General features: G+C 37.2%; 22 protein-coding genes. 17 read left to right on the forward strand and 5 right to left on the reverse strand.

What is annotated here, in order from left to right; genetic code table 11:
- Positions 1-61: 61 nt before the first annotated feature.
- Positions 62-1,003 (reverse strand): ketopantoate reductase family protein, encoded by a 942-nt coding sequence (locus QOL71_RS00895; protein WP_283415132.1) that lies wholly within the window; start codon positions 1,001-1,003, stop codon positions 62-64.
- Between the two features lie 305 nt (positions 1,004-1,308).
- Between QOL71_RS00895 and QOL71_RS00900 the strand changes: the two genes are divergently transcribed.
- Positions 1,309-1,941 carry a TetR/AcrR family transcriptional regulator gene (locus QOL71_RS00900; protein ID WP_283415133.1) on the forward strand — a complete coding sequence of 211 codons (633 nt, stop codon included), beginning with the start codon at positions 1,309-1,311 and terminating at the stop codon, positions 1,939-1,941.
- Here the strand turns inward: QOL71_RS00900 and QOL71_RS00905 are convergent, their stop codons facing one another.
- A complete protein-coding gene (locus QOL71_RS00905; protein WP_283415134.1) occupies positions 1,942-2,445 on the reverse strand; it encodes a DUF6702 family protein in 504 nt (167 codons plus the stop codon).
- 61 nt (positions 2,446-2,506) lie between these two features.
- On the opposite strand from QOL71_RS00905, the gene QOL71_RS00910 reads away from it, so the two are divergent.
- From QOL71_RS00910 to pgl, 6 genes are all read left to right on the forward strand, one after another.
- Complete coding sequence (locus QOL71_RS00910; RefSeq protein WP_283415135.1) at positions 2,507-3,085, forward strand: HupE/UreJ family protein; 579 nt, start codon at positions 2,507-2,509, stop codon at positions 3,083-3,085.
- A 243-nt stretch (positions 3,086-3,328) separates the two neighbouring features.
- Entirely contained in the window at positions 3,329-5,701 is a 2,373-nt protein-coding gene (locus QOL71_RS00915; protein WP_283415136.1) for a M1 family metallopeptidase, read from the forward strand.
- Between the two features lie 157 nt (positions 5,702-5,858).
- Positions 5,859-6,035: a histone H1 gene (locus tag QOL71_RS00920; RefSeq protein WP_240581025.1), complete on the forward strand. Its 177-nt coding sequence runs from the start codon at positions 5,859-5,861 to the stop codon at positions 6,033-6,035.
- 193 nt (positions 6,036-6,228) lie between these two features.
- The gene (gene gndA / locus QOL71_RS00925; protein WP_283415137.1) at positions 6,229-7,647 is read left to right on the forward strand and encodes an NADP-dependent phosphogluconate dehydrogenase; all 1,419 of its coding nucleotides are present in this window, start codon (positions 6,229-6,231) and stop codon (positions 7,645-7,647) included.
- A 9-nt stretch (positions 7,648-7,656) separates the two neighbouring features.
- Positions 7,657-9,132 (forward strand): glucose-6-phosphate dehydrogenase, encoded by a 1,476-nt coding sequence (gene zwf / locus QOL71_RS00930; RefSeq protein WP_283415138.1) that lies wholly within the window; start codon positions 7,657-7,659, stop codon positions 9,130-9,132.
- Between the two features lie 20 nt (positions 9,133-9,152).
- Complete coding sequence (pgl, locus tag QOL71_RS00935) at positions 9,153-9,866, forward strand: 6-phosphogluconolactonase (RefSeq protein WP_283415139.1); 714 nt, start codon at positions 9,153-9,155, stop codon at positions 9,864-9,866.
- An 83-nt stretch (positions 9,867-9,949) separates the two neighbouring features.
- On the opposite strand, the gene QOL71_RS00940 is transcribed toward pgl, so the two are convergent.
- Together QOL71_RS00940 and QOL71_RS00945 are read right to left on the reverse strand one after the other, a co-directional pair.
- A complete protein-coding gene (locus QOL71_RS00940) occupies positions 9,950-10,771 on the reverse strand; it encodes an alpha/beta fold hydrolase (RefSeq protein ID WP_283415140.1) in 822 nt (273 codons plus the stop codon).
- A gap of 137 nt (positions 10,772-10,908) precedes the next feature.
- A complete protein-coding gene (locus QOL71_RS00945; protein WP_283415141.1) occupies positions 10,909-11,859 on the reverse strand; it encodes a Dyp-type peroxidase in 951 nt (316 codons plus the stop codon).
- A 188-nt stretch (positions 11,860-12,047) separates the two neighbouring features.
- Between QOL71_RS00945 and QOL71_RS00950 the strand changes: the two genes are divergently transcribed.
- From QOL71_RS00950 to QOL71_RS00980, 7 genes are all read left to right on the forward strand, one after another.
- A complete protein-coding gene (locus QOL71_RS00950; protein ID WP_283415142.1) occupies positions 12,048-12,797 on the forward strand; it encodes a sulfite exporter TauE/SafE family protein in 750 nt (249 codons plus the stop codon).
- Positions 12,798-12,812: 15 nt separating this feature from the next.
- On the forward strand, positions 12,813-13,055 hold the full coding sequence (locus QOL71_RS00955; protein ID WP_283415143.1) for a MoaD/ThiS family protein: 243 nt from the start codon (positions 12,813-12,815) through the stop codon (positions 13,053-13,055).
- 5 nt (positions 13,056-13,060) lie between these two features.
- The gene (locus QOL71_RS00960) at positions 13,061-13,477 is read left to right on the forward strand and encodes a molybdenum cofactor biosynthesis protein MoaE (RefSeq protein ID WP_283415144.1); all 417 of its coding nucleotides are present in this window, start codon (positions 13,061-13,063) and stop codon (positions 13,475-13,477) included.
- A gap of 45 nt (positions 13,478-13,522) precedes the next feature.
- Complete coding sequence (gene fdhD / locus QOL71_RS00965) at positions 13,523-14,398, forward strand: formate dehydrogenase accessory sulfurtransferase FdhD (protein WP_283415145.1); 876 nt, start codon at positions 13,523-13,525, stop codon at positions 14,396-14,398.
- Positions 14,395-14,745 (forward strand): DUF7009 family protein, encoded by a 351-nt coding sequence (locus QOL71_RS00970; RefSeq protein ID WP_283415146.1) that lies wholly within the window; start codon positions 14,395-14,397, stop codon positions 14,743-14,745. The genes fdhD and QOL71_RS00970 overlap by 4 nt, the downstream gene beginning before the upstream one ends.
- 205 nt (positions 14,746-14,950) lie before the next feature.
- Positions 14,951-17,353: an FdhF/YdeP family oxidoreductase gene (locus QOL71_RS00975; RefSeq protein ID WP_283415147.1), complete on the forward strand. Its 2,403-nt coding sequence runs from the start codon at positions 14,951-14,953 to the stop codon at positions 17,351-17,353.
- Positions 17,354-17,388: 35 nt separating this feature from the next.
- On the forward strand, positions 17,389-18,306 hold the full coding sequence (locus QOL71_RS00980; RefSeq protein WP_283415148.1) for a bestrophin family protein: 918 nt from the start codon (positions 17,389-17,391) through the stop codon (positions 18,304-18,306).
- A 282-nt stretch (positions 18,307-18,588) separates the two neighbouring features.
- Here QOL71_RS00980 and QOL71_RS00985 read toward each other — a convergent pair whose 3' ends face one another.
- Positions 18,589-19,845, reverse strand: a complete 1,257-nt coding sequence (locus tag QOL71_RS00985; RefSeq protein ID WP_283415149.1) for a DUF4960 domain-containing protein — start codon at positions 19,843-19,845, stop codon at positions 18,589-18,591.
- 334 nt (positions 19,846-20,179) lie between these two features.
- Between QOL71_RS00985 and QOL71_RS00990 the strand changes: the two genes are divergently transcribed.
- From QOL71_RS00990 to QOL71_RS01000, 3 genes are all read left to right on the forward strand, one after another.
- Positions 20,180-22,945 carry a substrate-binding domain-containing protein gene (locus tag QOL71_RS00990; protein WP_283415150.1) on the forward strand — a complete coding sequence of 922 codons (2,766 nt, stop codon included), beginning with the start codon at positions 20,180-20,182 and terminating at the stop codon, positions 22,943-22,945.
- Positions 22,946-22,987: 42 nt separating this feature from the next.
- Positions 22,988-23,761, forward strand: coding sequence for a hypothetical protein (locus QOL71_RS00995; protein ID WP_283415151.1), 774 nt, complete (start codon positions 22,988-22,990; stop codon positions 23,759-23,761).
- A 392-nt stretch (positions 23,762-24,153) separates the two neighbouring features.
- Positions 24,154-25,467, forward strand: a complete 1,314-nt coding sequence (locus tag QOL71_RS01000) for a sugar porter family MFS transporter (protein ID WP_379953966.1) — start codon at positions 24,154-24,156, stop codon at positions 25,465-25,467.
- Positions 25,468-25,484: the final 17 nt, after the last annotated feature.

Here is a 25,484-nt window from a genome sequence, read left to right on the forward strand (position 1 = left end):
TTAGTAAAAAAAATCATCGGAAAATCTTTTCCGGAAATTATTTTCTAATAAAAAATTTAATTTAATAATTTTCTACGATTTCCATTAACTCGGAATAGATTTTCTCTGTAAAAGGCGTTTTAATATTCAGGTCTTTTCCGTAATTGATAATTGCTCCTGCAAATAATTCCAACTCGCTATTTTCCTTTTTTACATTGATGTCCAGTTGTAAAGAAGTTGGGGTTGCAGGAGGAAAAGTCATGGCTTTTTCAAATGTTTTCTCAATAATGTCATCGGGTAAATTGATTCCTTTTTTGTCAGCAATCAATTTGACTTCTTTCATTATTTCCGTTGCTTCCAGTTTCTGAATTTCATCTGCGCAAACTGTTCCGATGGAAGAATTATATTTAGCTGTAACCAATCCAAAACTCGATACAAAAAAGAATTTGGTCCAAATGTCGGCAAAAGAATTTTCTTTAAAATCGAAATCAATTTGACTGTTTTTCATCAACCCGATAATCCAATCGATATCTGTGAAAAGATTGGCCGGATCTTTTCCAAAAATCAGTTTTCCTGCTTTTCCTTTATGTTCAACGATTCCTTTTTCTCTGATGTGGGAAGCGACGTATACACAAGCCGGCAAAATTGTATTGTCAGGAATTATTTTCCTGATTCTATCATAGATATCTGCACCGTTCATCATTGGAAGGAGAATGGTTTTGTCCGTAATGACTTGCTTCAATTGCTTGCAAACATTTTCCAGATCATATTCTTTCACACAAATCAAAACCAAATCAGGATCGTTGATTTCAGAAACGCTCTGTAAGAGGTGATTCGGTTTTGTAATGCTGTTTGGATGTTCTGGAGAAAGTAATGTCAATCCATTACTTTTTACAATGTTATAAGTTTGATCTCTCGCAATAAAAGAAATCGTAAACTGATTTGCCGTTTCATTAAACTGATTAATCTTAAAACCGAAATAACCGCCAACGCCGCCAAGTCCTACAACTACAATATGCTTCATTTTTTATAAATTATATCAAACGATAAATTTACTTAATTAATCGTAAAATAAAAGCAGCAATCACTTACGATTGCTGCTTTTATAACAACATACAAATTTATGAACTTGTATTGGTAGCTTCAAAAAATTATTTATATAAAGCTTTTATTGCTTCCGTAAATTAAAAATGTAAAGAAAGCTTTCATGGTTATCAGTCTGTTAGTTTTTAAGATTAAATTTAGAAACCCTAAAATTTTGCACAAATATAATCAAAGTCACCAAATGGTGACAATAAAAATTGTTAAATTTGCTTAACCTCCGAAATCATGGCAAAACAAAACCCAAAAAACAGAACAAGAAATAAAGAAAGAAGCAAACAGCAATTTCTGGACGCGGTTGGAAATATTTTGAAAACGAAAGGTTATAAATATCTTAAAGTTAATGAGATTGCAGCAACAGCTGGTCTTGATAAGAAATTGATCTATAATTACTTTGGTGGAGTTGATCAGCTTTTGGATGAGTATATAAAAACACAGGATTTTTGGAGCAATGTAAAGAATGAAAATTCGGAGTTGGAAATTACTGACGGCGGAAAAGAATTTACCAAACAAATGCTGATTGAGCAATTTGATTTTGTTGCCGTAAACAAAGATTTACAAAAAATCCTGATCTGGCGACTGACAGAAGAGCGTACATCGTTGAGGAAATTAACAGAAGGGCAGGAAAAGAATGGCGAATTGCTTTTCAAAAGCATAACGGATCCGTACTTTCAGGATAAAAGTGAAGATTTTCGCGCAGTTGCTGCAATTCTTGTTTCGGGGATGTATTACCTTAACCTCTATTCCGAAGTTAACGGAAGTGTTTTTTGCGGGTTGGATGTTAAAACCAATGAAGGAAGATCGAAAATTAAGAATGCTTTAAAAATGCTTGTGGATAAAACTTTCGAAGAACTGAAGTAGTTAAAACTCCTGAAACAGATAACGGTCAGGATAATTCAGTCTTTCACTTTTACGTTGACCGTTGATAACAATGTGGATGATATTCATCTGGTCATCGAAAAGATTATAGAGAAAGCTGACGGCCGTTTCCACTTTTTTAGGATTACTCACAGCTTCGGATTCCAGAAAAATATCAACACTTTCCTTATCTTCTTCATAACCAACGTATTTAACTTTTACGAATTGATTATTTACTTTCAGTTTTACATATTCGGAAGCATAATTTTTCAAGGCTTCGTTCATTTCTTTTTCAGATTTTGGATTGAGGAAATGAAGACTTTTCCCGTATTTTTTATTGATGGCGTTTTCCAAATCATCCATAAAAAACCGTCCGGAAATTTCAAAAGTTTTTGACTTTTGGTTATAATTAAATTCCATAGAACCAACATGATAAGGATGAACCCTGAACGAAAAAAGTGCGACAAACAAAGACAAAACAACAACCGCAGAAAAAAAGTTCTTCATCAGACCCAAAATTTAAATCGAAATTAATCATTATTTTCGTAATTCTTTTTAAAATGACAGAATGCAGGATTTTATTTTTTACCTGAAGTTGGGTTGGGAACACATTATTTCTTTGGATGCGCTGGATCATCAGTTGTTTATTTTGGTTTTGATTGCAGTTTATTCCTACAACGATTTCAAAAAAATCCTGATTCTTGTAACAGCCTTTACCATTGGGCATTCTGTCACTTTAGCGCTCAGTTCGCTTAACGTTTTGAGAGTTCCGAGCAACTGGGTAGAATTTCTCATCCCTTTGACTATTGTTATCACGTCGTTGGATAATATTTTAATGAAAAACAATCAGAAAACGCTAATGACAATGAACTATTATTTGGCAATGATTTTCGGGCTCATCCATGGGATGGGATTTGCGAACACTGCCAGAATGATGCTGGCAAAAGAACAAAGTATTTTCGTTCCACTTTTAGGCTTCAATATTGGGTTGGAATTGGGTCAGGTTGCTTTGGTCATCGCGATTTTGATTTTACTTTTCATTCTGTTTAAGCTTTTCCGGGTCAACAGAAAAGACTGGATTTTATTCGTTTCCTCTGGTGTTTTCGCATTGGCTTTAAAAATGACTTTGGAGCGACTTCCTTTTTAATATCAATTTTTTTGATTTGGGCAGCCATTCCGCGCTCCGTTCCCGCTATTTTTTGCCTTCCAAAAGTCCTCGCAAAAAAATGAGCTCCACTCAGCTTGGGCTGCGATCAATTCTGTGTTTTAATATTCTACTATTTAGAATTAATCTTTACTGGTGAAAATAAATACAAATCTTTATTTCATTCGTAACAATTTCCTAAATTTGATTACTTGTAAAGAATTATTATCTAATTGTTTTGAAAAAATGAAGTTAAAAGTTTTAGGACTTTTATTCTGTTCTGCTGTAGTGTCGGCACAGAATATCCAGAATAATCCGGGAAGCAACCACGGAAACAAATTTGAACAACTCGGAACCATCCTTCCAACACCTAATGTTTACAGAACCGCTTCTGGCTCACCGGGACAAGCCTACTGGCAGCAACGTGCAGATTATGACATAGAAGCTTATCTGGACGAGGATAAAAGAAATCTGAAAGGTTCAGAAACCATAACTTATTACAACAATTCTCCGGACGATCTGGATTATCTTTGGCTACAGCTGGACGAAAATCAACAGTCATCTGTGAAAAATGCAGATTATCCTTCTTCTTCAACTTTACCGAAAAGAACGGTTTTAGAAAATTTAAAAGCAACAGAACTTCCGGTTTCGAATAATGGTTATGGTGTTAATCTGGAGAAAGTAACTGATGCTTCCGGCAATCTGTTGAAATATGTTGTCAATAAGACAATGATGCGTATTGACCTTCCAAAAGCATTGAAAAAAGGGGAGAAATTCGTTTTCAAAGTTAACTGGAATTACAATATCCCGAATCGTATCGAAATGGGCGGAAGAGGTGGTTATGAAAGTTTTCCTGAGGATGGGAACGACCTTTACACAATGACACAATGGTTTCCGAGAATGTGTGTTTATAGTGATTTCCACGGTTGGCAGAATCATCAGTTCACAGGACGTGGCGAGTTTGCTTTGGTTTTCGGAAATTATAAAGTAAAAATGAACGTTCCTGCTGACCATATTGTTGGTGGAACTGGAGAATGCAAGAACTATGAGCAGGTTTTAACTTCTGAGCAATTAGCAAGATATAGAAAAGCAGAATCTGCCAACGAACCTGTAGAAATCGTAACGCTTGATGAAGCGAAGAAAGCAGAAAAGAATCATTCAAAACAGAGAAAAACCTGGATTTTTGAAGCCAATGACGTTCGTGATTTTGCATGGACCTCTTCAAGAAAATTTATCTGGGACGGGATGCGCGTAACGATTCCTGAAAATAATAACAAAGTAATGGCAATGAGTTTCTACGGAAAAGAAGCTTACGGATTGTATAGGAAATTCTCTACAAAAGCCGTTGCACATACGATTAAAACTTATTCAGAATTCACGATTCCTTATCCATATCCTGTAGCGCAATCTGTAGAAGCGGCGAACGGAATGGAATATCCGATGATCTGTTTCAATTACGGAAGAACAGAAAAAGACGGAACTTATTCCGAAGCAATCAAAAACGGAATGTTGGGCGTAATTATTCACGAAGTTGGACACAACTTTTTCCCGATGATTATCAATTCAGACGAAAGACAATGGAGCTGGATGGATGAAGGTCTTAATACTTTTGTTGAATATCTGACAGAAGAGAAATGGGATAACAAATTCCCGTCAAAACGTGGTCCGGCTTGGACAATCGTGGATTATATGAAGCTTCCGAAAGATGAATTGGAACCGATTATGTCCAATTCCGAAAACATCGCAAGATTTGGCCCGAATGCTTATTCAAAACCGGCAACCGGACTTAACATTCTTCGTGAGACGATTATGGGAAGAGAGTTGTTTGATAAAGCGTTCAAGACTTACGCCAAAAGATGGGCTTTCCGTCACCCTGAACCGGCAGATTTTTTCAGAACAATGGAAGATGCGAGTGGGGAAGACCTAGATTGGTTCTGGAGAGGTTGGTTCTACGGAACAGATCCAGTAGATATCTCGTTGGATAAAGTGACGATTGCAACGCCTGATTTTGATGCTGTTCCAAAATCCGAAACGGTGAAATATACTGTTGAAAAACCGGTATTGAATGAGTTTGAAGATGTTTCTAAAATCAGAAACAGAGAAGATAAGAATATCAAATTCTATGCTGATACCGACAAAGATGTTCAGGATTTCTATTACAGATATGACCGTGGACAGGAGAAAGTAGATACTTCAAAAGAATATTCTGTTACAACAGGCAATCTGGAAAAAGTTGATAAAAAAGATATTAAAAAAGAAGATAATGTTACGGCTTATCAAATTGATTTTTCTAATAAAGGAGGTCTTGTAATGCCAATTATTTTAGAATTCACCTTTGAAGATGGTTCGAAAGCAACGGATAAAATCAGTGTTCAAATCTGGAGACATAATGAGCAAAAGGCTTCTAAAACTTATTATTTTGATAAGAAACTGAAGTCTGTTCAGTTAGATCCAATGAGAGAAACGGCCGATATTGATACGTCTAACAACTTCTGGACCGCTTCAAGTTCATCAGAAACACCAAGCAAGTTTCAGGTTTTCAAGCAAAAGCAAAAAGATGCAGCCAGAGGTGCATCTAATGGAAAAGTAAATCCGATGCAAGCCGCTGGAAAGAAATAATAATTATAATAAAAGAGTTGTTTATCGGTCAAGATTGCCAGAAACGAAAAATTAAAACTCTTGTAAAAATAATTTTTGTTTTAATTATTTGTAAAATCTATTTGCAGAGTGATGTAAACTACTATATTTGCATTCCAATTTATTATAATTATAAGCTATGAAAGAACTAATCGAAAAGATTAATGCTGAATTTGAAGCTTTCAGCAAAGAAGCAGAACAACAATCTGAAAAAGGGAACAAAGCAGCTGGAACCAGAGCCAGAAAATCAGCTTTGGAACTTAGCAAACTTTTCAAAGATTTCCGTAAAGTTTCTGTTGAAGAATCAAAAAAGTAAAAATCCAAAACCTCGTTTTTAACGAGGTTTTTTATTTATGTAATGACAGTCAATTTTTACACAATGGGTCAAGAAAATTTTCGACACTTTATTCATACTATCAATTATCAATTTTTATGGTTTCATTTTTTGATTCATTCATATTTGCGTAAATTTATTGTTTGTAATTAATCAATATTTCTAATAAAAAAGAATGGAAAAGTATAATTACGGGGTTATCGGCCTCGGAGTAATGGGAAGAAATCTCCTTTACAATATTGCAGACAACGGTTTCTCTGTTGCAGGATTTGACCTTGATGCAGAAAAAGCCAGAGAACTAGAACAGGGTGCTACACAGAATACGGTTGTCAAGGGAACAGCTTCTTTGGAGGATTTTGTATCTGCATTGGAAACACCAAGAAAAATTATTCTAATGGTTCCTGCGGGTAAGCCTGTAGATGCTGTTTTGGAAAATATCACGCCGCTTCTGAACAAAGGTGATATTGTTGTTGATGCTGGTAATTCTTATTTCAAGGATACCGAACGGCGTATTGCTGACCTCGCGTCAAAAGGATTGCATTTTATGGGAATGGGTGTTTCCGGAGGTGAGAAAGGGGCCAGAACCGGTCCAAGCATTATGCCTGGTGGAGATTTGGAAGCCTTCAATCTTCTGAAACCTATGCTGGAATCGATTGCTGCAAAAGTTGATGGAGAAGCCTGTACCGCTTATATGGGAAAAAGCTCAGCCGGAAACTATGTGAAAATGGTTCATAACGGAATCGAGTATGCCATAATGCAGCTTATCAGCGAAGCCTATGATCTTTTGAGAAAAGGTGCAAACCTTAATAATGATCAGCTTTACGAGGTTTTTAAAGAATGGAATAACGGTGAAATGAATTCTTTCCTGATAGAGATTACAAGAGATATTTTCCAACAAAAAGATTCATTGACCAATGGTTATCTTGTTGATCAGATTTTAGATAAAGCTGGCGCAAAAGGAACTGGCAAGTGGACCTCAGAACAGGCTATGGAAATTGGAGTTTCTATCCCAACGATTGATATTGCTGTAACCTCAAGAATCTTGTCAGCTTACAAAGATGAACGGATGAAAGCCTCTCAATTATATTCTGAAAAACAAATCACCGCGCCGGAAAATATCGAATCCTTTATCAAAGAAATTGGTGACGCATTATATCTGGCGACTTTGATCAGCTATGCGCAAGGTCTGTCACTATTGGTTAAGGCTTCAGAAGAATATGCTTTTGATATTCCGCTGAAAGATGTTGTTAAGATCTGGCGAGGCGGATGTATCATCCGTTCCGTGTTGTTAGAAAAATTTTATTCAGCTTATACTCAAAATCCTGATCTGTCTAATATTTTACTAGACAAAGACATTTCCGAAATCGTCAAATCAAAACTCAAATCATTAAGAAGCACTGCTGCTTATGCTGTCCATAATGGCATATCGAGTTTAGGAATTCAAACGACTTTAGGTTATTTTGATGCTTACACGACAGAATCTTTACCGGTGAATCTGATTCAGGCTCAACGTGATTATTTTGGAGCTCACACTTATCAGAGAATCGACAGAGAAGGCGTTTTCCACACATCTTGGAAAAGCACAAACAATTAAAATTAAACCATGACAGATATTAATGTATTATCGGCCACTAATATTGTAATTTTTGGCGCTACCGGAGACTTGGCAAAAAGAAAACTTTTCCCTGCGTTTTATAATCTTTTCATTGATGGAAGAATGCCGGAGAATTTTAATATTATCGCTTTAGGAAGGTCGGATCACAATGATGAATATTTTAGGAATTATATTAAAGTCAACCTTGAAGCTTTCTCCAGAAAAAATGTTACACCTGAGCACTGGGAAGCTTTTCAATCCCATATCACCTATTTTCAGCATCAGTTGGACGAAGAGAATTCTTACAAAAATCTAAATCGGAAATTGCTGGAATTTGATTCCGGTTTTGGTGTAAGAGGAAACAGATTGTTTTATCTATCAATCGGACCTAATTTTATTTCTACCATTTCCAATCATATCAAGAATGCATCATTAGCTTCTGAGCCGGACAAAGACAGGATCATTATCGAGAAACCTTTTGGTTACAACAAACAATCGGCTATTGAACTTAATCAGCTTTTGTCCGAGACTTTTGAAGAGAAACAGATTTATCGTATTGATCATTATTTGGGAAAAGAAACTGTTCAGAATATATTGGCTTTCCGGTTTGGAAATTCCATCTTCGAGCCTTTGTGGAATCACAGACATATCGAATCTGTTCAAATTACAGTTGCAGAAGAAGTTGGTGTAGAAACCAGAGGCAGTTTCTATGAGCAGACCGGCGCTTTGAGAGATATGGTTCAGAATCATTTGCTGCAGATCTTATGTATGGTTGCTATGGAAGCGCCAGCCTCTTTAGAGTCTGATGAAATCAGAGATCGTAAAGTTGATGTGCTTAAATCCATCCGCAGAATCCCGGCAGATAAAGTTGACCATTATGCTGTGAGAGGTCAATATGGAAAAGGAATAATAAATGGGGTGGAGACAAAAGCCTATCGTGAAGAAGATGGGGTTGATCCGGATTCTAATACAGAAACTTTTGTAGCAGCAAAATTCTATATAGATAATGAAAGATGGCAGAATGTTCCTTTCTATGTTCGCACAGGTAAAAAAATGAAGGAAAAGCAGTCCTATATTTCTATTCAGTTCAAGCCATTGCCACATTCTACATTCTCTGACACAAATCCATTGTCCGCTAATCGTCTTATCATTAATATTCAGCCATTAATGGACATCAGACTTCAGTTTATGACAAAAAAGCAAGGACTTTCAATGGCTCTGAGACCGGTGGAGATGATCTTCGATTATTTTGCGTGTAAAGAAGATACGCCCGAAGTATATGAAACATTGTTGCAGGATGCATTAGAAGGTGATCTTACATTGTTTATGCGTTCTGATCAGGTGGAGGAAGCTTGGGATGTTGTGACGACAATTCAGGAAGACTGGGCCAATAAAAAGGCAATTTTTCCAAATTATGAAGCAGGAAGCTGGGGTCCGAAAGAAAGTTTTGATCTGGTTGAAAGACAAGGTCACAACTGGTTGTAACATTTAATTAAATTCTTAAAATGAATATTACAGTATTTGACAATCTGGACAAATTATACAAAAAAGCAGCGGATACTTTTGTTGAACTTTCAGAAAAATCAATTAGGGAACATCATAAGTTTGTTGTTGCTTTAAGTGGAGGCTCTTCTCCAAAAGCAGTTTTCAAATTGTTGGCAACGGAAGAATATGCCCAAAAGATCGAATGGGGAAAAATTTATTTTTTTTGGGTTGATGAACGTTGGGTTGCTTTAGACGATGAAAAAAGTAATTTCAAAATGACATCTGAAACGCTTCTGGACAAAGTTCCTGTAAATAAAAACCAGGTTTTCCCGATGTTTAAAGAAGGATTAGAGCCCGGAGATTATGCAAAGGAATATAAGAAAAAAATCCGAAATGTTTTGGGAAATGAAGGTATCTTTGATTTTATTCTTTTAGGAATGGGTGATGACGGACATACAGCTTCTTTATTTCCCGGACAGGCTGTTCTTGATGAAAAAGAAAAATGGGTGGCGGCTTATTATTTGGAATCTCAGGAGATGTTCAGAATTACTTTGACAGAGCCAATTATCAACAAAGCTGAAAACATTCTGGTAATAGCTTTTGGCGAATCTAAGAAAAATGCTTTGAATCAGGTTTTGAATGGCGAATACAATCCTAAATTATATCCATTGCAATTAATCAATAAAAAAGAAGGATTTCAATTTTTTACTGACGAAAAAGCTATGAATGGATAATCTCAGTTTCCGTAAAAAATTATCATACAAACAAAAGGTGAAACAAACGTTTCACCTTTTTTAATTGTATATCTATCAATTAATTAAGACTGGATAAATTCCAAAAGGTCTTTATTAATTGTTTCGTGCTCTGTAGTCGGCATTCCGTGAGGGAAACCTGGATAAGTAATTAACTTTCCGTTTTTAAGCAGCTTTGCAGATTTTATTGCAGAATTTTCGATGGGTACAATCTGGTCATCTTCACCATGAAGAACTAAAACCGGAATATCAACAGCTTTAAGATCTTCTGTGAAATCTGTTTCCGAGAAAGCTTTGATTCCGTCATAGTGAGCTACAATACCGCCCATTAATCCTTGTCTCCACCAGTTTCTTTGGATTCCTTCTTTTACATCGGCACCTTCTCTGTTGTAGCCATAGAAAGGGAATGTAAGATCAAAATAAAATTGATTTCTGTTATTCATTGTCTGGTCTCGGATGTTGTCAAAAACTTCCATCGGAACTCCGTCAGGATTACTTTCGCTTTTTACCATGATCGGCGGAACAGCGCTGATTAAAACCGCTTTTTTAGCTCTTCCGTTAGCATATTTGTTAACGTAGCGGATCACTTCGCCACCACCTGTAGAATGTCCGATGTGAATTACATCTTTCAGACCTAAGAATTCAACCAGTTCTGCTGCGTCAGAAGCATATTGCTCTATGGTATGATTATAAATATTCTGGCTGGATCTTCCATGACCTCTTCTGTCATGGGTAACGACTCTATAACCTCTTTTTAGGAAGAAAATGACCTGCGCGTCCCAATCATCTGAAGATAATGGCCATCCGTGATGAAACATCAATACTGGTCCTTCACCTTGGTCTTTGTAAAAAATCTCTGTTCCGTCTTTTAATTTTAGTGTGCTCATAATTTACTTTTTAATGTTATTGTTTGTTTATTGTTTAGCAAATGTAAGACGGGGAAACATAATCAATCTTGATGTAAGATAACTTCGTCATTTTTTATAATAATCCATCATTATCCAATATTAAAAAATCCAATAATCTACCCCGAAAATCCATCCAGCATATCCATACTAGGGACAAAAAACAATGTTCCCGTCTGTGCTGTACTAAAGTCAAGAATACGGTCATAATTTCCGGGCGGATTACCGATGAACATATTGGTCAGCATTTTTTCAACCGTGCTGAATGTGCTCGCATAACAGATGAAATAAGTTCCCATTTCATTGGTTGCCACGCTTCCGAAAGGCATATTGTCACGTACAACCTTAAAATCATCACCGATATTAGCTAATGCGATATGGGAGTTTTTGGGTTTTATATCATCGTCCATTTCGATATCCTGATCTTTGGATCTGCCGATTACTTTTTCCTGTTCTTCCACAGAAAGCGATTTCCATGCATCAAGATTATGGATGTATTTCTGTACAAAAAGATAGCTTCCACCTTCATATTGCGGATCAGAATCATCTATAATGGCAAAATGATCACGGTCTTTACCATGCGGATTTTCAGTGCCGTCCACAAAACCTAAGATAGACCGGCTGTCCCAATAACGGAATCCCTGTACTTCAACTTCACAATCTGCAATTTCTTTCATATATCCTGAAATGACAGAAGCCATATCATAAGCGAAGCTTTTTTCATCGGCGCGAATATGAAAATGCAAATCCCCTTTCGTACTTACTGCCGTATGTTTGCTGCCCTTTATTTCCTGGAATTTTTTGAATTCTTTGGGCAGTGGTTGAGGTAATTCAAGCTGTTGCCAGGCTTCATATCCGATTCCCATTACACAGCTGGCTTTGGAATCGGGAAAACGGTCGAGTGCAGAATTATTCAGATTGATTACCAACGCGCAAATTCTCTGGAAAACCGATTTTATTTTATCAGGATCAATATTGTCTTTAAAATTCCAAACTAAAAAATACGTGTTGTTATTCGGATAATCTGTTACATTCTGTGCATTATAGTCAGAAGAAAATGTATTATTCATTGACATGGATCTATCGGTTTTTAATTATCAAATTTAATAAATGCCGTTGGGATAATATGATTTGTTTCTGCAAAATAAACAATTCAGGATATTCTTTTCACAAATTACAGCAGAAACTTTTACTTGGTAAGCCTTACTAACACATCAAAAATGAGTATTATTGTAAGAAAATTAATACTGCAAAATTTATGGGGCACTGGGAAATTTTTTTATTTTTTTTAATCATCGCTTTTATTTACTCTTCGGTGGGATTTGGCGGTGGTTCCAGTTATCTTGCAGTTCTGGCAATGTACAGCTTTCCTTATCAGGAAATACGCTTAACGGCACTTATTTGTAATATTATTGTAGTAATAGGAGGGGTATTTATTTACATCAAAAATAATCAGGTCGAGTGGAAAAAAATACTGCCTCTTACACTTATAAGCGTTCCTATGGCGTATCTCGGGGCTGTTTTAAAAATCAGCCAGGAAATTTTCTTTCTGACTTTGGGAATTACTTTAATCATTGCAGCCCTATTACTATGGATAAAAACAGACACAAAAAATAACGGAGAAATTTCAGAAAATGCCGGGAATTCTTTACTCAGAAACGGATTTTTAGGCGGTGGAATCGGATTTTTATCAGGATTGGTAGGTATTGGCGGCGGAATTTTTCTTTCACCATTGTTAAATCTGATGAAATGGGATACTCCAAGAAAAATTGCAGCAACATCAAGCGTTTTTATTTTGGTAAATTCAGTCTCGGGTATTTTCGGGCAGTTGTCCAAATTATCTGCTGACATCGATTATTTCAGAATTCTGAGTTTGTGTTTTGCTGTATTCATCGGTGGGCAGATCGGTTCCAGAATGTCCCTGAAATGGAATCCTCTGGTCATCAAAAGAATGACAGCTGTTCTGGTTTTGGTTGCCGGAATAAATGTTTTAATAAAATATTGGTAATAAGCTACATTTAAAATGATACTTAAAATATTAGTATTTGGAATAACGAAAGATATTTTCGGGACTTCTGAAAAAGAAATAGAAATCAATGAAGGAGCGAGCATAAAAGCGCTCAAGGAGCTTCTGGAAAAAGACTTTCCGGAACTGAAAAGATTAAAATCCTATTTTATTGCCGTTGATGATGAATATGCGGAAGACGATCAGATCATAACAGTGTCTAACGAAATAGCAATAATACCTCCGGTAAGCGGCGGATAACAGATATGTTTGATATTAAAATAACAGAAAATAAACTTGATCTTACGGATTGTTTCACCCTTGCTTCCGATCCCGCTTGTGGAGGAATGGCATCATTTGTAGGAACAGTACGGAATCATACCAAAGGTAAATCTGTTACCCGTTTGGAATATGAATGCTACGAATCTATGGCGGTAAAGGAAATACAGAAAATAGCGGATAAAGCCATTTCCTTATTTTCGGTAAAAAATATTGTTGTTCATCACCGTACCGGAATTTTATTTCCCGGTGATGCTGCAGTGATCATCGTGGTAAGTGACGGACATAGAAATGCGGTTTTCGATGCATGCAGCTTTATCATTGAAAATATAAAAAAGACTGTTCCCATCTGGAAAAAAGAAATTTTTGAGGATGGAGAAGAATGGGTTTCTGCACACCCATAGTTTGAGATGTAAAATTTTGTACCTTTATGTATCAATTATTGAATTATGAAAGCTCATCTGTTATCAGATAAATCGGTAAAGCAGATAGAAATCGTCAAAGTGAAGGACAACGTCAGTTTTCGTTATACGGATGATGTTTCTGTTGAAGAACCTTTGGAAATAAGGGTTGCTTATCATGTAGCAGATAAAAAAGAGTCTAAAAATATTTCTGTAACCATGCGGACTCCCGGAAATGATGCAGAGCTTGCCGCAGGTTTTTTATTTACGGAAGGAATTATTTCCGGCCGTGAACAGATTAAAGACATCTATTCTCCGGAGGCGGAATGTTCCAGGAACAGCGGAAATATTGTCATTGTTGAGCTTGCAGAAGGCTTCGTTCCTGAACTTATGAAGGCAGACCGGAATTTTTATACCACTTCCAGCTGTGGTGTATGCGGAAAAGGTTCCATTGAATCTATAAGAACTGTGAGCACTTTTCATAATCATACAAAAAATAACAAAGAAGTTTCCCTGGAAACTCTGTATCAGCTATCCGAAAAACTGCAGTCTTTCCAGAATAATTTCAGTGCTACAGGTGGTATTCACGCTTCCGGCATCTTTGATCTGGAAGGGAATCTTCTGGCGCTGCGTGAAGATGTAGGAAGGCATAACGCACTGGACAAACTCATAGGATATGCATTATCAGCGGATTTGCTTCCTCTCGACGATAAAATTTTGGTTCTTAGCGGAAGAGCCAGCTTTGAGCTTATTCAGAAAGCGGCCATGGCGGGAATTACGATTGTCGCGGCAATAGGAGCTCCATCCAGTTTGGCAATAGACCTTGCAAAAGAATTTGACATTACTTTATTAGGCTTTCTAAGAGACAACCGGTTTAATATTTACCATTCCGGCAGCCATTTTAACATTGAAAATATATTATGAAAATAAGAATTAAAGACAACTCCATAAGATTCCGTCTTACCCAGTCCGAAGTGGCAAAATTAGGGCAAGACGGAGTCATTTCAAGCTTTACGGAATTTGTAGACCGTCCGTTTATATATGCTATTGAAAGAACGGAAGACGCAGAGCTTTCAGCCGCTTTCATCGAGAACAGAATGGTTCTGAAAATGCCTGCAGCAATGATTGCGGAATGGATTTCGACAGACAGGGTGGGTTTTGACGGACAATCGGGATTGGTAAAGATTTTAGTGGAAAAAGATTTTGTTTGTATCGATAATACATTGGAAGATCAAAGCGACAATTATCCCAACCCGAATATGAAATGCTAAATTTTTCATTAAACTTGATTAACACTTTAGCTATTTAAGTTTAATTATTAAATACAAAAAAGAGTACACAGGTAAAAAAAAATCAAAGGTTTTTTCCCTTTGCAGACTTTTGAAATACTTTAAATGAAGTCAATGAAGTCTTTTGTCTCTTTTGCGGTTAAATTAAAATTAGTTTAAACGGACTTATTTTTTAAATGTAGAAATCATGGAAAACAAAGATGTGTTCAATAACAAAGAAGAGGATAGCAGATTACCTTCTGCCGAACCGCCTTATAAATTACTCGATCTTAAGCTGAAACCGCCAAAAAAATGGGCTGCAGGTGTTCCTGCGGTGATTCATTCATTGGATCAATTGGTGCTTAATGCCTCTGTTCTTCGTGGCGGAAGGGCACTTTTCAGTATGAATCAGTTTGACGGTTTCGATTGTCCGAGCTGTGCATGGCCCGATCCGGATGATGAGCGTTCCAAATTGGGCGAATACTGTGAAAACGGAGCAAAAGCTTTAGCGGAAGAAGCCACTTCTAAAAAGATCGGTGCAGAGTTTTTCAGGGAGAATTCGGTGTATGATTTAGCAAAACTGACAGATTTTGAAATCAGTCAGTTGGGAAGAATTGCAGAACCCATGTATTTACCGAAAGGGGGAACACATTATCAGCCGATAAGCTGGGATGATGCCTTTGCAAAAATTTCCGAAAAACTAAATGCTCTTGATTCGCCAAACGAAGCCATATTTTACACATCAGGAAGAACAAGCAATGAAGCGACCTGGGTTTACCAGTTATTTGCCCGTGAATTCGGGACCAATAATTTTCCGGACTGTTCCAATATGTGTCACGAAACTTCCGGTTATGCGCTTTCCAGAAGCATAGGTATTGGGAAAGGAACCGTAAAGTTGGAAGATTTCTACGATACGGATCTTATCATGATCATCGGTCAGAATCCGGGAACCAATTCTCCGAGAATGCTTTCTGCACTAACGAAAGGAAAGAAAAACGGAGCCGAAATTATGGCCATCAATCCGCTTCCGGAAGCGGGATTAAAAGGTTTCAGAAATCCACAGGAAGTCCGTGCTTTGCTCAATAAACCATATGAATTGTCGGATTTATATCTCCCTGTAAAAATTAACGGAGATATGGCACTTCTAAAGGCACTTCAAATTCTCGTGCTGGAAGAAGAAACTAAAAATCCGGGAAAAGTTCTTGACCATGATTTTATTACAAATAAAACTGCCGGCTTTAATGAATTGGTTGAAGAATTAAAACGTTATGATCTCAATTTTCTATCGGAAGAATGCGGTATTCCGGTTGAAAACTTAAGAGAGGCTGCACAGATGATCGCTTCAAAAAAACGTGTGATCATTTGTTGGGGAATGGGAATCACGCAACAGCACAACGGTGTGGAAATGATTTACAACATCGTGAATCTCCTGTTGATGAAAGGAAGCATAGGAATTCAGGGTGGAGGAGCCTGTCCGGTTCGTGGACATAGCAATGTGCAGGGTAACAGGACATTACTGATTAATCATCATCCTACAACGGAACAATTGGATAGACTGGAGGAATATTATGGCTTTAAAGTTCCTAGAGAAGGCGGTTATGATGTTGTAAACGCCCTAAAAGCGATGCACGAAGAAAAGGTGAAATTTATGTTCTGTATGGGAGGCAATTTCCTTTCAGCGGCACCGGATACGACCTTTACAGCGGAAGCAATGCGGAAATTAGAAATGTCCGTCATTGTTTCTATAAAATTAAACAGAGGTCATCTTATTCATGGGAAAGAAGCCCTGATCTTACCGGTCATTTCCAGAAGTGAAAAAGATATGATAAATGGTGAGCTTCAGCATGTAAGCACGGAAAATTCAATGGGAGTTGTGGAATGGTCAAGAGGAGTTCTCGATCCTATTTCAGAACATCTGATCAACGAAACTCACGTTGCCTGCAGAATGGCAAAAGCGGTTCTGGGAGAACGTTCCGTAGTGGATTGGGACAAATTTATCAACAGTTATGATGCTGTTCGCAATGATATTGAACAATGCATTCCGGGATTTGAAGACTATAATAAAAGGGTAGTTCAGAAAGGAGGTTTCTATCTTCCGAACGGACCAAGAGACGGGAATTTCAACAGTGAATTTAATCCCGGTAAAGCCGCTTTCAATATAACTGCCGTGCCGGATAATTCGCTTGCAGAAGACGAATATCTGATGGGAACCACCAGAACACACGATCAGTTCAATACGGTTGTTTATGGCTTGAATGACCGCTACCGCGGGATTTTCAATGAAAGAAGGGTAGTGATGATGAACGAAAAAGATATTGAAAAGGCTGGTCTCAAAGAAGGCGATCATGTAGATCTTTTCAATTATGATGACGGAATTGAAAGGATTGCACCGCTTTTCATTGTTGTGAAATATCCTATTCCTCAAAAAAGTACCATGACCTATTTTCCGGAAACCAATGTTCTGGTATCCATCAATAACGTGGTAAACGGTGCCAATATGCCGGCGTCCAAATATGTCCGTATCAAAATCCGCAAACATGATCCGGATATTTTTAAAAAGATTGACGATCATGTAATTGCAGCTGCCGGAACGAGTCTTGAACAACCATAAAATATATAAATACTTAAACAAATTATTATTCAGTAATGATCATAAGAAAAAAGGAACACTGGTTCAGAATGCTTTTTGTGTGGCATGGCTCCGTTTTGCCTGCTTTGCTTCCCCGTTTGGGATTGCTTTTAATTCTTTCTGTATTGGTGACCTATTTTCATGGAATCATTCTTTCGTTTAAAGTTCCGTTAAATCCTGCACCGCTCACGCTGTTTGGTTTTGTATTGGCTTTATTCCTTGGGTTCAGAAATAATGCCAGTTATGACAGGTTTTGGGAAGGGCGAAAATTATGGGGCGCTCTGTTGAACACTGCACGTGCATTGACGAGACAGGCAATGACTTTGAGCAATATAAAGAATGACACGATTTCGGTCCATAGCTTTGTCAACTTACTTAGCGCCTTCGTTTTTGCGCTGAAACATCAACTTCGAGGAACAGATGCTTATGAAGATTTAAAATCAAGGCTTAATGAAGACCAGCTGAAAATTGTAGCAGAATCAAAATATAAACCTGCAGTTATCATGCGATTACTTGCGGAATGGGTTCAGAAAGCGAAAGATGAAGGTTTTCTGGATTCTATTCAACAGGCACGTTTTGATGAAAATTTTGATAAACTTTCTGATATTTTGGGAGGTTGTGAAAGATTGGTTTCTACCCCAATTCCTTACAGTTATCGCGTTTTGTTACATCGGACGGTGTATATTTATTGTTTTTTATTGCCTTTCGGATTGGTGGATTCTTTGGGATGGTTTATGCCACTTATTGTCGTATTTGTAGCTTATACTTTTGTGGCATTTGAAGCGATAGCCGACGAAATTGAGGAACCCTTTGGAACTGATGCCAATGATTTAGCCTTGAACAGCATGTGCATCATGATCGACGAGACCATTCATGAAATGGTGGGAGAACATATTGCTGTTTCCCGGAAAATAACCCAGAATATTATTGATTAGCATTAAAAGAAAGTGATTCTTTATTCTTTACATTTCTCAAAACTAAATATTACAAAAGATTATTTTGTCTCGAAATTATAATGAATATTCTATTACATTTTCAGAAGTATCCGAAAAATTAAAAGGACTGATTTTCACCGATGAACTTTGTTGCTGTATTTTGTAAAGACAATATTAACTTTTGAAGTTCTAATTTAATGAAAACTTAAACAGCTTACCCTGATTGATAAGCTGTCTTTGGTAATTAAGAAAATATTAATAAGATTTAATTGAGATTCAATTTTATTTCTTGATGAACTTAAAAGTTTTATATATAGCTCCTGTCTTTACCTTTATAGAATAATTTCCCGGAATCAGCTTGTCAACCGAAATGGTTTTGGATTCGGAAGATATAATTTTTCTTCCATTCATATCATAGATTTCGCTGCTCACATTTTCATCTGCTTGGATATTGAGGATTGCTGATACAGGATTTGGATATATGCCGACTTTCTGTTTTCCCTGCAAATCTGTTGATGAAAGCATAGATTCTCCTCCGGCAAGATAGAGCAGTGAGTTTTCTGTCAGTTTTTTTACATTTTGATTACTTCCTCCCGGTGCATACCAGTCGTAAACACCTGCGCCATACCATATAATTGTTCCATCGCCTGTGTTTCTCGGGTTGAATCTTGCTGCCTGAATTTCCGTTCCATCACAGTTTTCAAGAAGGATCTCGGCATTAAGTGTGGTTTGAAACTTTTGTCTTCTTTGTGCCAAAGTTGAGCTTGAGCCGCCGGCATCATCAAAGATTCTTCCCCAGTTCAGATTATATTGAAGCGCTCTGTTTTTCTTTTCCGTTCCCGTCCCAAGGAATTCGATGCTTTGCGAAGTATTGGTACAGCTTACTGAGCTGGTTGTTATTCCTGTGAGAAGGATAGATGTTGCAGTTCCGCTCCAGTTGGTTCCCCATGCTCCGGCAGTGTTTGCAGGATTTGCAGCCGTGTCACCGAAAGATTGGTTGGGTCTGTATTCCCAAGGGTTGGAAAGCCCATCAAAGACACCAAAAACTTCAAGCCCTTTTCCTGCAAAATTTCCCAGAAGAAGTTTTTTACCGGATTTGTAAAATTGCTTGATTTTCCACATAAAATCATCTTCCAGCTGCGAGCATTGACCGTTCCACTGGAATCCGGCTTCTCGTAGGACACAGTGTTTATCACCGTTTCCTTCAACAGTTCCTCTTGGCCATTCATTCAGTCTTTCTGTGTAAGTTGCGCCATCGCTTTGAATCCAGATCACATCATAGTTGCTGATATCAGCACCTTCTGCAACATCCTGAAAAGAAAAATAATTCCCGGAAACACTAGCGGAATGCGCAGGAAGAAAAGTTTCCATAAACCAGACCGCTGCCGCTCTGTCATCATCATAAGTTAATCCGTCGCTGGCTGTCGGGATGTTGCTGCTATAAACGTCGGCTTGACCAATGAACGCAATTCTTTTAGTTTGTGCGTTGATATTAGCTAACATTATTCCTGCGAACAGGCTTAGATAAAGTTTTTTCATAATTTTTTTACTGAAGGTTAATATATATTTTCTAATTATTGTTATTCGTATTGTTTCAAATGTATCGGCAAAGCAGAATTGTACATTTCACTTTTTGTACAAAATGATTTGATTTTGTTTTGATGAATTAAATTTCGTTACAGTCCCTTTGTCTATCGAGGTTTTTTGTGATTGGGATGATGATTCTTTCAATTGATTTTTACAATGATGTTACAGAACTTATAAAATTGTAACTTCTTGATATTGTTAGATGAATAACCTAATATTCAATTAACATAAAATACTCTCACCAAAAATTGTAGGTGTAAAACATCTTTATTAATATTGTGTTCATATGTCCACAAAAAAAGCTTTTAGAACGTTTGGTTTTCCCAAGGTTGGTACCGTTTTATTTTTGTTGCTGATGATTTTGCATGGTTGCAAGGATGCTTCAACAAAATCGGATAAAATAAATATAGGCTTCTCACAAGGTTTGGGAAATCATCCCTGGAGACAGGCCATGAATCATTCTATGGAGATTCAGGCGTCTTTGCATTCTGAGGTGCAGCTAAGCATTAGCAAAGCAGAAGGGTCGGTTCAGAAACAGATAGGGGATATTCAGAAGATGATTGATAATAAAGCGGATATCATCATTATTTCACCTATTGATCCCAATTCGCTGGTTCCTGTGGTGGAAAAAGCCTTTGCAAAAAAAATTCCCGTGATTTTGGTGGATAGAAAAATCAATTCTGATAAATATGCCACTTATATCGGTGCTGATAATATAGAGATTGGCAAAGAAGCAGCGCAATACATTATTTCAGATTCTAAAAATTTAAAAAAAATCATTGAAATAAAAGGTGATGATAATTCTTCGCCCACAACTGAAAGAAGTCTAGGATTCCAGCAGATGATCAAAAACAATCCGAATACCGGGCTGATAAAAACCTTCAAAGGTCTTCCGGCTGAAGCATTCAAAAAGACTTTGGATTCATTGGGAAATCAAAGCCTGTATGTTTTTGCATTTAATGATGAATTAGCTACACAAGCGTGGCAAGTAGCGAGAAATATCGGTGTGGAAAATCAAATCAAATTTATTGGTGTGGATGGTCTGAACACCAAAGATGGTGGAATCCAGATGGTTCTTGACGGTAAATTGAATGCCACTTTACTTTATCCTACCGGCGGAACGGAAGCCATTGAAACCGCCATTAAAATCTACCACGGGCAAATTCCACCGAAACGTATCAAGCTAAGTACAACCATTATCGACAGGTTTAATGCCGAAATCATGCGCAACCAGTTCGATAAAATCATCGAACAGCAGGGCGTGATTGAAAATCAGGTGAATGCCGTGAAAAAGCAGACCGAACTCTATTCTTCCCAAAGAGAATTGTTCCGCTGGTCAGTTGTCCTTCTAATTCTGATGTTTTGCCTGATTGCCTATGCTATTTACCTGATTTATACGATTAAAATTAAAAATAAACAGCTTACCCTCACCAACGAACGTGTGACGATTCAAAGGAATCAGATTGAAACCATTGCCAATGAACTCAAGGAAAGTAATGAAACAAGAGTAAACTTTTTCACGGGTTTGTCCCATGAATTTAAAACACCGATAACCCTCATTTTAAGTTCTTTGGAATCATTGAAAGATACTTTTAAAAGCAAAGGTACAAAGCCGTCTTATGAGCTGGAGCTGATTAATAAAAATTCAAACCGTCTGCTTAGGTTGGTGGATAATCTTTTGGATTTCAGAAAAATAGAAAATAAAACCTTCAATCTAAGGGTTTCCAAAACCAATATCTACGATTTCACTTATGGCATTTTCAGGGATTTTGAAAATGAGGCCAAAAAAAGGAATATTAAGTTTGAAATCCATTCCGCAAACAAAAATCTGGAACTGTATATTGATAGAAATCTGATGGATAAAGTATATTTTAACCTTTTGTCAAATGCTTTTAAGTTCACGCCGGACAATGGAAAAATTGAAATTACAATTCAGGAAAAAGGAAATCAGGCGGTTATCAGCTTCAAAGACAACGGTATAGGAATCCCGGAAAAAGAGATCAGCAACGTTTTCGAACCCTATTTTAAAGGTTCCAACAACCGGAAAAACAGTTCAGGAATCGGGCTTCATCTCAGCCGTCAGTTTGTGGAGCTTCATCTCGGGAAAATCGAGGTCAGTTCTTTTCAGGGAACGGAATTTATCATCAGTCTTTACAAAGGAAACAAGCATTTCAATGAAGATCAGATGATAAAAGAACCGAGTGTTATGGATGCGGAAACGTTGGCAAAAGAAGATGTTTTTGGCGCGGTGGAAGAAGGAAGTTTTATGCAAAATCAAGAGAATTCTGGTGATCGGTATTCTTTGCTTTTGGTGGAGGATAATTCGGATTTGTCATTTTTCCTCAGCAATAAACTTCAGACGGAATTTGATGTGATGGTTTCCGATGGTACGGATGCGATTGATAAAGCGCTAAGCGAAATTCCCGACATCATTGTCTGCGATGTGAATCTTCCTGGAAAAAACGGATTTGAAATCTGCGAAATTCTGAAAAATGACCTCAGAACATCTCATATTCCGGTCATTCTTCTCACAGCTTTGGACAATAAGGAATCTTATCTTCAGGGACTGAAATCCGGGGTTGATCTTTATCTTACGAAGCCATTCAGCTATCCGATTCTGACACAGTCGCTGCGTTCATTGCTTTACAACCGCGAAAAACTCCGTTATTATTACACCAACAACATCGGAAGAATTGTGGACAGCAAATCCTTCGGAAGTATGGAGCAGACGTTTGTGAACAAATTGAATCAGATCATCAAAACCAATATCGACAATCCGGATTTTTCAGTGGAAAATCTTGCAGATTTACTGAATATTTCAAGAATCCAGCTTTACAGAAAAATAAAGGCAATGTTTGACGTAAATGTAAGCGACTACATCAACAATATCCGTTTGGAACAGGCAAAATCAATGTTGCAAAATCCAGGACTGACGATTTCCGAAATTGCTTATAAAACCGGCTTTTCTTCCCCGAATTATTTCTCCACGGTCTTCAAAAATAAGTTTGGGGTTTCTCCGAATATTTTTAGGAAGAGCGTTGGTGATGAATAGTTCTAACTGAAAAATGCTGCAAGTGATGTTAAAATTATAAATATGAAACTAGATTGGATTATCGAAAGTCAAGATATTCTTAAAGTTAATGATTTAATAGATAGAAATAAAAATAAAATTTTCTATAAACAACGTTTAGAGAAGAATATATATAAAAAAGAAGTGATTTCTGATAGAGAAAGAATTTGGAAAAGCATCATTGTTTGTCTTCTTACTTCTCAACAAAATTCAAGCGCAGAAAGCCCGGTTGCAAGATTTTCGGGCTTAAAGCCATTTCCTTTAAGTTTAGAAATTTGTCAATCTGAATCAGAACAATTGGAGAAATTTATAGCAGACAAATTGAAAAGTTTTGGAGGAATAAGGTTTTACGATAGAATTGCAAACCTTTTGATAAAGAATTTTGAATATTTGGAAATGTCTAACTGGATAATTTTGAGTGAAATTAATACATCTTTAGAAAATAGAAACTTAAATGTAAAAACTCAGATTCAATTGGAGAGAGAATGTGCAAAGAAAGTTCAAGACAAACTGATGGGTTTTGGCCCGAAACAATCCCGAAATCTTCTTCAAATGTTGGGTTTAACGGTTTACGAAATACCGATTGACAGCAGAATTACAAAATGGCTCAATAATGAATTAAATTTTCCAATTACAGTTTCTGTGACAACTTTGCAGGATTTGAATTTCTACTGTTTCGTTTCGGATGCTATTCAAAATCTTTGCGAAAAATGCCATATAGAACCTTGTTTGTTTGATGCAGCTGTTTTTATTGAGGGAGATAAGGGAGAATGGACTCTTGAAAATTCAATATTTTAGGAGTAAACTTTCCTATCGTGTATTTTGAAATTTATTAAATTATTTCTCCACAGTTTTCAAAAATTGCTTGCTCGAAGTATTCATCTTATAAAAACTAAAGCCGTAGTTTCCCAAAACCCGACCTCAAATTTCGGTCAATCTTCCCACACTAACATTCGTTCATCCTTCTAAAAATCCTTATAATCTACGTAACATTTTTATAGAATGATGTTACATTTTTAGAACATCATTATTGTATTTTGACATTATATTAATTCTAAAATTTTGATTTTCAGTTAATTAAAATAAGTTAACAAATAATTAACCTTGACGAAATATTTTGTTACATAATTAGACCTTCGCATTCCTGCCCCCGGGATATATTAGCCACAAACAAATTAATAAATCTATATATGAATAAAATTTTGATGTGGTCTGTCACTGCGGCTTTGGCAGGATTTCTTTTCGGGTTTGATGTTGTGGTGATTTCCGGAGCCGATAAAAAACTACAGGCGCTTTGGCAGAGTTCAGACGCATTCCACGGTGCGGTAGTAATGGGAATGGCATTGTGGGGAACCGTTATCGGCGCCATCTTTGGTGGAATCCCGACCAACACATTCGGGCGGAAAAAAACACTTTTGGCAATCGGTGTCTTATATGCACTTTCAGCAATCGGAACAGCACTTTCCCATGATCCTTATATTTTTGCTTTCTTCAGATTTATGGGAGGTTTGGGCGTTGGAGCATCTACCGTTGCAGCACCGGCTTATATTTCTGAAATTGCTCCTGCAAAAGACCGCGGAAGATTGGTTTCCCTGTATCAGTTCAATATTGTTTTGGGGATTTTGGTTGCCTTTTTATCCAATTACCTACTCAGTGGAATCGGAGATAACGACTGGAGATGGATGCTTGGTGTTCAGGCAATTCCGGCAAGTATCTACACCTTATGTGTGCTTATAATTCCGGAAAGCCCAAGATGGCTCGTTTCCAAAGGTAGAATAAACGAAGCCAAAAATGTAGTTAAAATCGTAAATCCGGATCAGGATTCTGACCTACTCATTTCTCAGATGGAAGACGATCATGCCGAAGCACCAAAGGAAAATATCTTTATGAAAAAATATCGTTTTCCGCTGATGCTCGCTTTCCTTGTCGCATTTTTCAACCAGATGTCGGGCATCAATGCATTCTTATATTATGCACCGAGAATTTTTGGTGAGGCTGGATTGGGCGAGAAAACCGCACTTCTCAGCAGTATCGGAATTGGAGTTGTCAATATGGTTTTCACGTTGGTTGGTGTTAATCTTATCGACAAAGTGGGCAGAAGAACTTTGATGTATATTGGTTCCATAGGTTATATTATCTCTTTGGGACTCGTTTCTATGGCATTTTATTTCCATTGGTCGGGTTTGGCGATTCCTGTATTTTTATTCCTGTTTATCGCTTCTCACGCCATCGGACAGGGAACGGTGATCTGGGTTTTTATTTCCGAGATTTTTCCGAATCATCTCCGTGCATCAGGACAGGCATTCGGAAGTTCTACGCATTGGGTTTTGGCAGCGATCATTCCGTCCCTTATCCCGACATTATTTTCTACGATTGGCGCCGGAACGGTATTTCTGGTATTTACGATCGCAATGGTATTCCAGCTGTTATTTGTGATTTTTATGATGCCAGAAACCAAAGGAGTATCACTGGAAAAATTAAGCAAAACACTTACAAAAGAATAAACTCTTCAAAAATCTTC

The sequence above is a fragment of the Epilithonimonas pallida genome (assembly GCF_900182975.1).
Taxonomy (GTDB): Bacteria; Bacteroidota; Bacteroidia; order Flavobacteriales; family Weeksellaceae; genus Epilithonimonas; species Epilithonimonas pallida.